Annotated in this window: 14 protein-coding genes; all 14 read left to right on the top strand. The window is 45.1% G+C overall.

All coding sequences use genetic code 11. The annotated features are described in order from the left end of the window. The first annotated feature begins 93 nt into the window (after window positions 1–93). The 14 genes from J2T16_RS17415 (at window position 94) to J2T16_RS17350 (ending at window position 12648) form a co-directional block, all read left to right on the top strand. Window positions 94–513, top strand: a complete 420-nt coding sequence (locus J2T16_RS17415) for a phage tail terminator family protein (RefSeq protein WP_499018901.1) — start codon at window positions 94–96, stop codon at window positions 511–513. A 30-nt stretch (window positions 514–543) separates the two neighbouring features. Continuing rightward, window positions 544–789, top strand: a complete 246-nt coding sequence (locus J2T16_RS17410; RefSeq protein ID WP_499018899.1) for a YqzN/YkzM domain-containing protein — start codon at window positions 544–546, stop codon at window positions 787–789. Next, window positions 789–2105 (top strand): phage tail sheath family protein, encoded by a 1317-nt coding sequence (locus J2T16_RS17405; protein ID WP_499018897.1) that lies wholly within the window; start codon window positions 789–791, stop codon window positions 2103–2105. The genes J2T16_RS17410 and J2T16_RS17405 overlap by 1 nt, the downstream gene beginning before the upstream one ends. A gap of 1 nt (window position 2106) precedes the next feature. Continuing rightward, complete coding sequence (locus J2T16_RS17400) at window positions 2107–2565, top strand: phage tail tube protein (protein WP_336120909.1); 459 nt, start codon at window positions 2107–2109, stop codon at window positions 2563–2565. 228 nt (window positions 2566–2793) lie between these two features. Next, the gene (locus tag J2T16_RS17395; RefSeq protein WP_336120908.1) at window positions 2794–3216 is read left to right on the top strand and encodes a phage tail assembly chaperone; all 423 of its coding nucleotides are present in this window, start codon (window positions 2794–2796) and stop codon (window positions 3214–3216) included. A gap of 199 nt (window positions 3217–3415) precedes the next feature. Then, window positions 3416–5494, top strand: a complete 2079-nt coding sequence (locus J2T16_RS17390) for a phage tail tape measure protein (protein ID WP_336120907.1) — start codon at window positions 3416–3418, stop codon at window positions 5492–5494. Further along, entirely contained in the window at window positions 5495–6193 is a 699-nt protein-coding gene (locus J2T16_RS17385) for a LysM peptidoglycan-binding domain-containing protein (protein ID WP_336120906.1), read from the top strand. It begins immediately after the preceding gene. 13 nt (window positions 6194–6206) lie between these two features. Then, window positions 6207–7217, top strand: coding sequence for an XkdQ/YqbQ family protein (locus J2T16_RS17380; RefSeq protein ID WP_336120905.1), 1011 nt, complete (start codon window positions 6207–6209; stop codon window positions 7215–7217). Between the two features lie 6 nt (window positions 7218–7223). Next, complete coding sequence (locus J2T16_RS17375; protein WP_186812186.1) at window positions 7224–7481, top strand: DUF2577 family protein; 258 nt, start codon at window positions 7224–7226, stop codon at window positions 7479–7481. Beyond that, complete coding sequence (locus J2T16_RS17370; protein ID WP_336120904.1) at window positions 7478–7894, top strand: DUF2634 domain-containing protein; 417 nt, start codon at window positions 7478–7480, stop codon at window positions 7892–7894. The genes J2T16_RS17375 and J2T16_RS17370 overlap by 4 nt, the downstream gene beginning before the upstream one ends. Next, complete coding sequence (locus J2T16_RS17365; RefSeq protein WP_499018893.1) at window positions 7887–8945, top strand: baseplate J/gp47 family protein; 1059 nt, start codon at window positions 7887–7889, stop codon at window positions 8943–8945. Before J2T16_RS17370 ends, J2T16_RS17365 begins: the two co-directional genes overlap by 8 nt. Beyond that, a complete protein-coding gene (locus J2T16_RS17360; RefSeq protein ID WP_221787798.1) occupies window positions 8942–9487 on the top strand; it encodes a putative phage tail protein in 546 nt (181 codons plus the stop codon). The genes J2T16_RS17365 and J2T16_RS17360 overlap by 4 nt, the downstream gene beginning before the upstream one ends. Then, on the top strand, window positions 9487–12138 hold the full coding sequence (locus tag J2T16_RS17355; RefSeq protein ID WP_221787799.1) for a hypothetical protein: 2652 nt from the start codon (window positions 9487–9489) through the stop codon (window positions 12136–12138). The genes J2T16_RS17360 and J2T16_RS17355 overlap by 1 nt, the downstream gene beginning before the upstream one ends. Window positions 12139–12150: 12 nt before the next feature. Continuing rightward, on the top strand, window positions 12151–12648 hold the full coding sequence (locus J2T16_RS17350; RefSeq protein ID WP_221787800.1) for a hypothetical protein: 498 nt from the start codon (window positions 12151–12153) through the stop codon (window positions 12646–12648). Window positions 12649–12694 lie beyond the last annotated feature (46 nt).

Raw genomic sequence — 12694 nt, 5'->3', positions numbered from 1 at the left:
ATTAATAAAAAGCAGCCTTAATGTAGAAGTAAATGCTAAGATAACATTTATTTTCATTAGAATTAATATGAAATTATCCAAAGGAGGTGAACCATGACCACAACTCAACTTACCAACGCCATCGCAACAACACTATCACATCATCTCCCTAATATACCAATCCAGCCTGCTACAGGAGCAATTGCTCCAGACACCCAAGGGCTAACTTACCGCTTACTTGCTGCCAAACTAACTCGTGAGCGCAGTGATCGATTCGTGCAATCTCACATCTTCGAGATTCGGTGGCTGGATGGGAGCAACATTCCCGAAGACTTGCCAGACAAGCTCATTGAAGCATTGGAAACCATTGATGTGGAAGGCACGCCCTATCGAGCAACGGAACTGCGATGGAAAGCGTGGGGAGAGACGCCCAAACTATGGGTGTATTACACGATGCGAACCACCAAATTGTCGGAGTCCTCCGGTCCAATGAATCAGCTGGAACAACGACCACCTGCTTTGAAATCATCATAGCAGGATTAACTTATTTTAGGAGGACTTATTATGAAAGGAATAGGAGGCGCGCTCGCGATGTTTACCAAGAAAGAAACCGATCAAAAGAAGAACCTGGAAGAAACAGAACGACAGCATAACGATACTGAATATAAGAAAGAACAGTTTGCCGACGCCCGGCAGTTTAGCCGGTTGGAAAAAGATATTTTGGCAGCCGTTCTATCGAAAGAAAAAACGTACACCGTGCGAGCAGCACAGCAACACATCCAACAATTTATGAATGGGGAGGCACAATAATGGCTGGAGGAACATGGACAACTCAAAATAAGGTACGCCCCGGCGTATATATGAACTTTGCATCAGAGGGTACTTTGCCCGGTACAGTGGGAGAGCGGGGAACGGTGGCTTTGGCACTTCCGCTGTCTTGGGGACAAGCAGGTACAATCTTGACAGTACAGGCAGGTGATGATGTACAGGCGAAACTTGGTTATGACTGGACAGCACCACAACTTTTGCTGATTCGTGAAGCGTTGAAACGTGCACAGACCTTACTTTTATATCGTCTTAATGAAGGAACGAAAGCCAAAGCCGCATTGGACACTCTTACAGTAACTGCTCAGCATGGCGGCGTTCGAGGAAACGACCTGGCTATTGTCATTTCAGCAAATATGAATGAGCCGGAACAATTTGATGTATCTACTTTGCTGGCAGGTAAAGAAGTACACAAACAGACGGTGTCCAACATCGGTCAACTGCATTCCAATGCATTTATCACCTTCACTGGCCAAGGCACGCTAACGAATACGGCTGCTCTTCCACTAACAGGTGGTAATGATGGTACATCTACGAACCAGGAGCATGCCGATTTCCTGAGCAAACTGGAGGTGCTTGATTTCAACACCGTTGGTCTGATCTCGGACGATGCTACATTGAAATCCGTTTACGCTGCATATATCAAGCGTTTGCGCGATATTGAGGGTAAGAAGGTACAACTGGTGCTTTCCAATTATCCGGCCGCGGATCATGAAGGTGTCATTAGTGTGAAAAATGGAGTTGTGCTTGCGGATGGTACCGCGCTTACACCGAAACAAACGGTAGCTTGGACTGCAGGTGCAACGGCAGGGGCTAACTTGAACGAATCTCTAACCTTCCGTGCGTATGACGATGCTGTGGATGTAAACGGACGATTGACACACACCGAGACAGAGGCAGCCCTGCGGAGCGGCGAGTTTGTATTTACAGCGAGTAGCAACCGTGCGCTAGTGGAGCAGGATGTGAACACCTTCCGTTCGGTGACACCGGATAAGGCGCGTCATTTTGCCAAAAACCGTGTGGTTCGTGTTCTGGATGGCATCGCCAATGATATGAAACGTATTTTTGAATCTTATTACATCGGCAAAGTAAACAACAACGAGGACGGACGTAGCCTGTTCCGCTCTCAATGTGTTACCTATCTGAAGCAGCTTCAGGATATTGGAGCGATTCAGAATTTTGACTCCAAAACCGATATTACCGTGCTTCCGGGTAATGAAACGGACAGTATTTTGATCGAAGTGCAGGTACAACCTGTGGATTCCGTTGAAAAAGTGTACATGAAAGTGAAGGTGGTTTAAGATGACATTTTTGAAAGCAAGCGACACGATCTCCGGCCAAGAGGGCCGCGCATACGCAACCATTAACGGACAGACGGAAGAAATGTTTTACGTGAAGACGCTCGAAGCGACGGTGGAGAAGCAAAAAGCAGAGGTTAAAACCTTGGGTCGCCGTGGCGTGCAACACAAAGCAACAGGCTGGTCTGGTTCAGGCTCCATGACGATTTTCTATACAACTTCCCGTTTCCGCGAGCTGATGCTTCAGTACATGCAAAATGGCGTGGACACCTACTTCGACATTCAAGTGACCAATGAAGATCCTTCGTCCACTATTGGCAAACAGACTGTGACCCTCAAGGGCGTCAACCTGGACAGTGTGATCATGGCATCTCTGGATACCGAGGCGGAGGCGCTGGAGGAAGAAGTGAGCTTTACGTTTGAAGATGTAGAAATGTCAGCATCCTTTGATCTTCCGAAGTAGGCAATATATGCAGTTCACGTGTCCACCAAGATAAATAATAAATAATGGAGCATTGGTTTTTTGTAAAAGAAACCGGTTCAACTTGCCTGTGTTACGGGCTATTTGGCGTGTCCAAATTTTTCAGGCAGTTGCTCTGAACATACCGAGCTTTGCTTGTAAATAACCCAGATAAATGCTCTTCGCCGCTCTATGCGGCGGGGAGCCCTAATTTAAGAGGAGGAACTAAACATGAGTGGATTGAGTATGTTTTTTGCACAAAATGCAGTAGTGGATACAACGGAGGAATTTATCGTCTCTCCTCGTTTCAAAGATGACAAAGGTGCACCGGTTGCCTGGAAATTGCGAAGCATGACCGAGGACGAGAACCAGGAATGCCGCAAGGCCGCTACCCGCAAAATCAAGGGCAAGAATGGTGTCTACACTCCTGATATTGATGCCAATGATTACATGGCTCGTTTGATGACGGCAAGCGTGGTCTACCCGGATTTGAAAAATACCGAACTTCAGCGCTCCTATAATGTGATGGGTGCAGAGTCGCTTTTGCGCAAAATGCTGTTGCCTGGTGAATTTGCTTCGCTGGGTGAACAGGTACAGAAGCTGAATGGTTTCAATCAGGACATGAACGAATTGGTGGATGACGTAAAAAACTAATCAAAGAGGGCGATTCCGAGGCCAATCTGGCTTATTACGCTCTCCATGAATTAAAGATTTTGCCGCATGATCTAATGGCTTTCTCCATGCGAGAACGAGCAGCCATCTATGCGATGATCCAGGTCCGGGTGGAGGAAGAGAAGAAAGAGCGGGCGAGAAGCCGCATGCGGAAGAAATAGTGGAGAAAGGAGGGAAATGAATGTCGGACACGAGCATAACGGTAATCAATCCTCCGACGATTAATAATCTGATCAATAATTTGAATCTGGTCCAAGTGAAAACGACAGAAATTATCAATAATTTCAACCAGATGAATCAAATTAACTTGAATCAGTTTAATCAAACCAATATTGCCAATCACTTTAATCAAGTGAATCAACAGATGAATGTAACCATTAACTTGATGGAAAAGTTGGAGGATACAGCTGATGATACAACGGATAAACTCGGAGATAACTTAAGTAAGCTCTCCAAGTGGCTGCAGATGATAAAGTCGGCTGGAAGCATCGTGTTAAAAGCGGCCGCTGAAGAAGAAGACTTTAAATATCGTTATATGGTAGCTGCTCAAGATCCGGAAATTGGTGAAGGGATTTATCATAAATTCCGAGATCAGGCTTCTAAAAAGGGGCAAAATGTGAATGATTCACTTAAGGCATCCCTTGGTTATTTGCCAATGGCACAGAATACAGGACAAGTAGAGCAGTTAAATGACCTTACGCAACGCCTAAGTATGTTGTCACCAGATGGCAAAAGTCTGTCGGATGCTTCTGGTGCCATCCAAAGCGCTATGAATGGAGATAACGGTGATTTGGCAAGTCAGTTTGGAATCTCCGAGAGCACATTGAGTGGTGCAGGTTTGGAAGGATTTATTCAAACGAAAGATTTGGATGGTTTTATCCAGGGCTTGCAATCGGTTCTTGAAATGCAAGGTTATACTCAAGAAGCATTTGATACGATGCTGGATTCTCCATTACAAAAATGGACCGCTCTGGTGAATCAGTTCAATGGCATCCTATCTGAGGTCGGTACAAAAGCGTTGGAGGTACTTTCTCCAGTACTTGATCGACTGAACGAAGCGATGAGCTCAGGACAGTTCAGCAGTTTTATTGAATGGATCAGTGGAGCATTTGCGATCATCGCTCAGGTCATTGTTTTTATTGTTGATGGATTCGTAAATTTCGCCACAGCTGTGCAAGAAAACTGGGATATTATTGCGCCTATTTTGACTGCAATCGCTGTAGTTCTGCTAGGTAATCTTATTATTAAACTTGGTGTTGTTATAGCTCAGTTTTTGATGTTGGCAGCAGCTAATTGGCCTATATTACTTATAATTGGTGCTATTACAGTACTTATCTATATTTTGCAAGCGTGTGGATTCACCGCTGGAGATATGGTTGGAACGATAATTGGTTACTTTTACATGGTATATGAGCATATGAAATCGATTTTCGCATCCATCCTGAATTATTTCATGTCTTGGGCCGAGTTCGTCATTAATGTTTTCAAAGAACCGACTTACGCTTTTAAAAAGTTGTTTGCTGACATGGGGCTTATTGTTTTACAAATCTTATACAACATAACAAAAGGGGTAGAAGATTTCGCAATAGGATTCAAGGATCAAATCAATTGGATAATTGAGGGTATTAATACAGTTATACCTTACCTGAATAAAATTTTTGGTACAGACTGGGGTGGAATTGAACTTGTATCAGATGACAATATTCACTCGATGAGTGAGAAGATCAAAGGACTAATGAATGATCTTGAAGATAGTGTTCCTGAGAATAAAGAAGATGTTGTTAAATTATGGAGAATGGATGCATCAGCAGATTATAAGAATTCATTTGACCAAGGGTTTAAGAAAGGCCATGACTTAGTGGCTAACACTAAAAATCCATTTTCCCAAACTTCCGATGAATTGCCCGGCGGCTTTGGCAAGGACTATAAACCCAAAACACCTCCTATGCCACCGATACCAACAGCACCTGCCCCCACAAACATGAACAATATGAGTAACCTCAACAAGATTAACAATATCGGACAGGTGGACAAAATCGGTGATGTGGATGGCACGGTGGATGTAACGAGTGAGGACTTGAAACTGATGCGTGAGCTTGCCGAGATGCAGGCCATTCAGCGCTTTGTCAGTCTGACGCCAACCGTGCAGGTGACGACAGGCGATATCAATAGCGGACATGATGTGGACAGTATCATTAGCAAAATTACCGAAGAAATGAATAGTCAGATCGTCTCCAGTGCCCAGGGGGTGTATGGATAAGTGAGCTATTCGATACAGCTTAGCTTTAACAACCGCGCCGAATATATATTTTTTCCGGTTATACCGGAGAGTATTGAGTTTTCAGATGCAGGGGATGGGAGCACGTTTAACGTTAGTCGTCTAGGGGAAATTAATGTGATCAAGTCCCCCAAACTACGTGAAGTGAGCTTCAGCGGCATTTTTCCGGCAGATTACAGTCCGTATCATTACAAATATGACGTAAAAGACCCGAAAGTAAAGAATGAGTTTTACCGTGATCCCTACGAGTACGTGAAAGATATCATCCGCTGGATGCAGACAGGGCGCCCCGTCAGGCTAATCTTTTCGAGTGAAAGATATACGGTTAACATGGCCGTCTCCATTGAGAGCTTCGATTGGAAGGAGACAGCGGGAACGGTGGGCGACGTGCAGTATGATATCAAGCTGAAGCAGTATGTTTTTTATGCTGCCAAAAAAGTAGTATCACTGAAGAACAGTCAGAACAAGGCTGATGCTTCAAAAACGAAAACCAAAGCCTCCCGGCCGGATGAAAAAGTAAAACCGAAAACCGTCACGCTGAAAGCCGGAGACTCCCTGTGGTCTGTTGCCAAAGCTCATCTGGGTGATGGAGCACGCTGGAAAGAGTTGCAGAAGCTGAATGGCATCAAGGACGCACAGCTCAAGAAGCTGCCCGTTGGGCTTGTCATCAAGCTTCCGTGAAAGGAGAGGTGATATGCAACAGGAAATCCATCTGGACAAGAGGCAGATTGGTGAGAAGGAACAATTATTGCTGGATGATAAACAGGGAAACATCTGGGACATCCGCGACATTGCTGGCGAAATTACGTACAAGACTTCACGTATCGGCAAGCCATCCTCTCTCGAATTCACGTTGATTAAGGGCAGTGTGTTTCAAAATCAAAAGTTTAGTTATGAGAATGGTTATGTAGTGAGGTACATCCATGGAAATCAGGGAGTATTTTACGGATATATCTTTTCTGTCGACAGCGGCAAGGACGAAAAAGTAAAGATCAAAGCCTATGACCAGACACGATATCTCACGGCGAATCAAACGTATCAGTTTGTTAAAGCGACGGCAGCGGATGTCATCAAGCGGATTGCAACGGATTTCCAATTGAAAACGGGTGATTTGAAGCAGCCCAGTTATGTTATTCCACACATGCTTTTTGATAACAAAAAGTTGATTGACATGATCTGTGAAGCCTTGGACAGAACGCTGGTTTATGGCGGGAAAAATTATATTTTTTACGATGATTTTGGCAAACTCGTCCTTCGAGATGTCGAAGAGGTGCCCTATGGCTTTGTGATCGGGGACCATAGTCTGCTGACGGACTACAGCTATACACGATCCATCGACGACCAGACTTATAACAAGATCAAGTTATACCGGGATAACAAAGATACGGGCAAACGGGAGACGTTTGTGCATCAGGACTCAAACAGCATCCGTCAATGGGGGATGCTTTTTTTGTACCAAAAAGCGGACGATGGTCTGAATAAAGGTCAGATTGATGACATGCTGAAAACCCTGATGACCTTGCGTAACCGTGAGACACAGAAGTTAAAGGTGGATGCCCTTGGCGATTTCAAGGTGAGAGCCGGGAGTTTTGTCAATATTCAGATCGATGAATTGAAGATCAATCAATATTTTCTGGTGGACGAGTGTACGCACAAGGTACAGGGGGGTGTGCACACCATGTCTCTGGATTTGAAGGTGGTGTAGCCATTTATGATGCTTGATGTGATTAAAAAGGCGGCAGTCGCCGCCGTAGATGCTAAATCTCCCGTACAAATTATGTACGGAACTGTAACGAATACACAGCCTTTGGAGATTACCGTGGAACAGCGGCTTGCGCTAAGTGACCCTTTTCTCGTTGTCACGGAATCGGTGGCACAGAAAAACTGGATGATCGGTGACTCGGCTGTATTGCTACGTGTGCAGGGCGGGGACAGTTATGTGGTACTGGATCGGCTGGTGAAGCCATGATTCCTCAAGGTTCTCAGATCGGTGTAGAAGATAATCTGGAAGAAGTTTCGGTGCTTCCAAGTTTGACCTACGTGTTGCAAGCTTCGGGACAACGGATCGGAAGGCTTCAGTTGGATGGAAAAGAGGCCGTTAAACAGGCGGTGTACAAAGCTTTGTCCACACGTCGTTATGAACATCTGATCTATTCATCTGATTATGGAATGGAATGGTCTTGGGAAGGCATTTCCGGGAGATCCATGGTTGAATCCGAACTGGAGCGCTGGATTCAGGAAGCATTGCTTCCGGACGACCGGATTTCGGAAGTAACCCAATTTGAGTATGCCCATGAGCCGGCTGGCGTTAAGGTTTCTTTTACCGTGATAACGGATTTTGGTAACTTCAGGCAAGAGACGGAGGTGAATATGAATGTATGAACAGGAGACATTTGAGGTCATTTTGAATCGGATGTTGGATAAAATTCCGGATGGTGTGGATAAACGGGAGGGTAGCATCATCTATGATGCCCTCGCGCCAGCAGCCGTGGAGATGGCCCAGATGTATATTGAGTTAGATATTAACGCCAATCTGAAGTTTGCTGATACCGCTTCAGGTGAATATCTGGATCGTGCAGTAGCATGGTCAGGTATTACTCGTAAACCACCTACGAAGGCACGCTGGTCTGCCAGCTTTCAGGATCAAGAGGGCAAACCTGTGGAGGTTCCATCGGAGAGTCGTTTTTCGACAGGAGAACGGGTGTATAGAACGGTGGAGCCAATCGCAGCAGGGCAATATGTGCTCGAATGTGAGATTGCTGGTGCGGAAGGTAACGAGTATACCGGGACACTGTTACCCATTGATTATATTGCAGGCCTGACCACCGCGAGATTAACCAAACTGCTTGTTCCAGGTGAAGACGAGGAGACGGATCAAGCTCTGTATGATCGTTATCAGGACAAAGTTTCCCGTCCGATCACAAGTGCCAACAAGTATCAGTATGAGCTGTGGGCGCGGGAGAATTCGGGAGTTGGCAAAGCGAAGGCCTTTCCGCTCTGGAATGGTCCAGGCACAGTCAAGGTAGCCCTACTTAATAATGAGATGCATGCTCCTGCGGAGGGAGTGATCGAGGCCGTGCAGCAATACATCGATCCTTCGCAGGATGGCATGGGGGAAGGGGCAGCACCCATCGGTCCGGTTGTCACCGTTGTAGGGGCGGAAGAAGTCCCGATTCATATCGAGGTGCAGGTTACGCTCGCATCAGGATCAACGTACGATGGGGTGAAATCCTTGATTGAGACAGGGGTGACAGCGTATCTGAAAGAGCTGGCGTTTGCTGATCCGCTCGTTCGCTGGACACGGATTGCCAATGTCATTCTGGATATTCCGCCCGTGATCGATTATAGCAATCTGCTGGTTAACGGTGGCATGTCCAATCTGGAGATTACATCGGGAGCTGTTGCTGTGCTTGGGACGGTGAAGGTGACGTGAGTAAAGCAGATGTACTGATGAACCTACTGCCCCCGCTATATGAAAATGTGCTGGAGATGCAGTTGCTGACACAGACAGAAGGTGCTGAACTGGACCAGCTTGCAGCCGGTGTGGGAGATGTATTGCAGCAGTTTTACCCGGAATCCGCAACGTGGGCGTTGGAGCGATATGAACATGATTTGCAGATTCCGACCAACCGTGCCAAACCGGACGATCAACGAAGGTCCGTCATCATCTCCAAAATGCGTGGCAGTGGCAAAGTTTCAGGTTCCATGCTAAAAAACGTTGCTCAGGCGTACGAAAACGGGGGCATTGAAGTGTCGGTTGATTCAAGTGAGTATCGCATCTTGATCCGTTTTATCGACACATTGGGACTGCCACCTAATCTGGACGATCTGAAAGAAGCGATTGAAGATATTAAACCGGCTCACATGACTGTCGAGTACCGTTTGCGGTATCTGACCATCGCCGAGGTTGAAAGCATGACTCTGAGTGAGATGGAACAAACCCGGCAGGATAAACTAGCAGGAGGTGGAGCGTAATGAGTGAACCAAAAACACCCAATCTGGGTTTGAATAAAATCGATCGTTCCTCGCCATCAACAACCTACTTTGATCTGGACAAATATCTGGATCAGAACTGGGAGAAGATTGATGATTTTGCAGAGAAGATAGGGGAACAGGCCGAAGAAACAGCAACGAAGGTAAGTAGTTTGCAAGAGAGGTTGGATACAGATAAACGAGGAGCTGCTACATTACAACCTGGCGTAAATGTAGTGAGTGCTAATCAGGAGGCAACGTTTAATCTTTCGAGCATTAAGGGGAGAACATTGGTTAATTTGCTGGGGCGTGCTGGAGGTTGTGAACAAGCAAGCTTAGTAAACTCCTATCAATCTACGATAACGGCTGATACATCTAACAAAGTACAAGGAAATCAATCTTTGAAAATTACGACAACAGCAACGCCAGCAGGAGCATTATCGATATCCCCTATTAATTTAAAATCAGGGAAGTATTATATTGTTCTCTCTTCAGCAAAGCTGATATCTGGAGAATTGGTAGGTATGTACTTAAATGAGCTTAACCCGAACAAAGGGAATGTTACTTCAAGTAATAGTAAAAGATTCAGTACGTTATGGGGAGCATATAGCATTTCTACCGATATTAGCACTTTTTTTGTTAGTCAAGTTGTTGGAGCATCTGGAAGTTCAGGGTATATTGATGCAATTAGACTTTACGAAATTAGTGCCTCAGAGTATGTTGCACTCGAAAATATGACAACGGAGCAGATTGCACGTAATTACCCTTACGTTGATAGTGTCCAACCAGTTTTAAATCCGTATGCCATTCGCTATGGACAAAACTTATTACCGCCATTTTATGAGTGGAGTGAGACAGCAATAGCAGGTCCAAGTGAGATCGAGGCACCCTACCAACTGAAAATGACAAAGGCAAGCGGTACGGTGGGTTTTAGTAATTTCATTTGTACTGTAAACGTGGCTCCCTCTACGGCATATACATTTTCAACTACTGTAGACGTGACTAACTTTGGTGGTAATGGAGTAGCTGGAGTTTATTGGAATGGATGGTACTACGATGAAGATGATAATGCCATAACGTCGTTTAATAAGCCTCCCTATGCAAAGGCAAACGGGAAGTTCACATTAGGGAATATCTTTAAAACCCCTGATAACGCGAAGAGTGTACGTATTGTTATCGGTTTTGATAGCGAGACAACAGGAACTGCAATTTTTAAGAATCCGTGTTTAAACTTAGGTACGTCAGCAATGACGTTTAAACCACGCGAAGACTCTTTTCTCGCACTACAAACTGAGCTACACGCCAATCCAGATACGGGAGAAAACCCGGATAGCGTTTTTGAGCGTGATGGTCAGTATTATAAATTGGCGAAGTGGCGTAAGGTTACGTTGGGTCCTGACATCAATTTTTCATTGTGGGGAGGGCAGAATGGTTTTAAGGTTGTTAATGCAATGCTTCCGGGACCCCCAGCCGTTGACGGATCAGGTACGCTGACGAAGTATCAAGGTAAAGTGATCAAAGAGACAGATTTCGTTACTGTAAACAGCGCAACGGATAATCTAAATATCGGTTCATCTGGTGCTAACGGGGTATTCGATAATTTTCAGATTTCTATTTCAAGCGCGGATAGTGGGTGGGGAGACAGCTATACTAACCTGACCTCTGATGAAATTAAGGCTTATTTCATGGGATATTTTATGTATACAGCTGGACAAGACCCGAATAACAATGGAGCCGGGTATAATGGGTCTGGAACTAAGGTATGGACACCATTACTATCCAAGAATTCACAAAATTTTTTTACGAAAGTGCCAACAGTTCCAGCACCAAACTGGACCTCATATCAACTTCTATACCAACTAGCTAAACCAATCGTTGAGCCGATCACGTCTGAGGGGCAATTGACGTTTATTGACGGGGATAATCAGATTGAAGTGGGTACGGGGATTGTATTACGCGAAGTAGCACCTACGCCGATTAGGGATGGTTACGGACGTTGGAATATTGGTAACATTTATGCTGGTCCAGGTGCTCAAGATTTTAAAAATAAATCAAAATTAGTTCTTAATGTATACAAGAATGGGAAATTGGATCCAATGTGGTTTAAATTTTCTGCCGCGCAAGAATCAATACTTGGAGTATCATATGATCCTACTGCAACCTACAGCGTCACATACCTGATGTTAGACAAGTATCCGGCTGTGGACATCACTGGTACGTATGCAAAGAATGAAAAGGCTCTGCTACTGGATACCGTCAAAACGTTGCAAGAAAACACTACACGCATATCCGTCCTTGAAAGTAAGAAAGCTGAGAAAGATAATCCTGCATGGATAACGCCGACATTGCTTAATGGCTGGATCAATTATTCAGCAGCATATCAACCTCCTGGTTATTACAAAGACAGCCAAGGGGTAGTCCACTTGCGCGGTTTAATTAGTAGCGGAACAAGCGGTACTGGAACATTCATTTTTAATTTGCCTGTAGGATACCGCCCCAAAAGGGCAATCTTATTTAACACACTTACATCCAACGGAACTACACTGGTGGTTGCCACATTGGAGATTGCGTCTAATGGAGTCGTGTACTTGGGATTCGCTGGAGGAAACACGTGGCTTAATCTAGAGAATATCTCTTTTCTAGCTGAACAATAAAGGAGGTTTACCATGAAAGCCGTACCTAAAGTAAATACAGACGGACTCTATTTAGAGGACGAATTAGTGGACGATGCCTTTAGTGGTATCGTCCCTTTTTATGCCAAACCGGAGCCTGTGGTATTTGACCCAAATCAGGTTGAGCAACCGGATGGTGTGAACGAAGAGGAACAGAAAATTGCTGGGTATCTGGTTGGCGTACCTGTTCCTGCTGGTCTGTTCCGGCCGCGCTTTGACTTGGCGGCTTGGGAAGCATACCAGGACGCTATGCAAGAAGCACCACAGGAAAGTTTGCCTAAGCTATGGGTGGAAGGGCTGAGCAAGGAAGAAATTGAAGAATTGACTAAGCCGCAGCCAGAAGAAGCGTCCGAACTGGACATTTTAAAACAGCGTCTTGCAGAATCAGAATTGGAAAACAAACGTTTAGCTGAGGAAAGTAATGCCAATCAACTGGCTTTAATGGAATTACACATGCTTGTGCTTAGTGTGGTACCGCCAAATCAGGGATAAGTTTGAAGGTTTGCGATCCACTAGCCTGTGATGTTTATAAGGAGAG

This window comes from Paenibacillus intestini, assembly GCF_030803945.1.
GTDB lineage: Bacteria > Bacillota > Bacilli > Paenibacillales > Paenibacillaceae > Paenibacillus > Paenibacillus polysaccharolyticus.
Note: the sequence above shows the minus strand (reverse complement) of the source record. Positions and strands in the feature narration are given on the sequence as shown.

What these genes read in the sequence shown, in the direction of transcription:
- J2T16_RS17415 (WP_499018901.1), top strand. Translation starts at nt 94, where the DNA reads ATGACCACAACTCAACTTACCAACGCCATCGCAACAACACTATCACAT.
- J2T16_RS17410 (WP_499018899.1), top strand. Translation starts at nt 544, where the DNA reads ATGAAAGGAATAGGAGGCGCGCTCGCGATGTTTACCAAGAAAGAAACC.
- J2T16_RS17405 (WP_499018897.1), top strand. Translation starts at nt 789, where the DNA reads ATGGCTGGAGGAACATGGACAACTCAAAATAAGGTACGCCCCGGCGTA.
- J2T16_RS17400 (WP_336120909.1), top strand. Translation starts at nt 2,107, where the DNA reads ATGACATTTTTGAAAGCAAGCGACACGATCTCCGGCCAAGAGGGCCGC.
- J2T16_RS17395 (WP_336120908.1), top strand. Translation starts at nt 2,794, where the DNA reads ATGAGTGGATTGAGTATGTTTTTTGCACAAAATGCAGTAGTGGATACA.
- J2T16_RS17390 (WP_336120907.1), top strand. Translation starts at nt 3,416, where the DNA reads ATGTCGGACACGAGCATAACGGTAATCAATCCTCCGACGATTAATAAT.
- J2T16_RS17380 (WP_336120905.1), top strand. Translation starts at nt 6,207, where the DNA reads ATGCAACAGGAAATCCATCTGGACAAGAGGCAGATTGGTGAGAAGGAA.
- J2T16_RS17375 (WP_186812186.1), top strand. Translation starts at nt 7,224, where the DNA reads ATGATGCTTGATGTGATTAAAAAGGCGGCAGTCGCCGCCGTAGATGCT.
- J2T16_RS17370 (WP_336120904.1), top strand. Translation starts at nt 7,478, where the DNA reads ATGATTCCTCAAGGTTCTCAGATCGGTGTAGAAGATAATCTGGAAGAA.
- J2T16_RS17365 (WP_499018893.1), top strand. Translation starts at nt 7,887, where the DNA reads ATGTATGAACAGGAGACATTTGAGGTCATTTTGAATCGGATGTTGGAT.
- J2T16_RS17355 (WP_221787799.1), top strand. Translation starts at nt 9,487, where the DNA reads ATGAGTGAACCAAAAACACCCAATCTGGGTTTGAATAAAATCGATCGT.
- J2T16_RS17350 (WP_221787800.1), top strand. Translation starts at nt 12,151, where the DNA reads ATGAAAGCCGTACCTAAAGTAAATACAGACGGACTCTATTTAGAGGAC.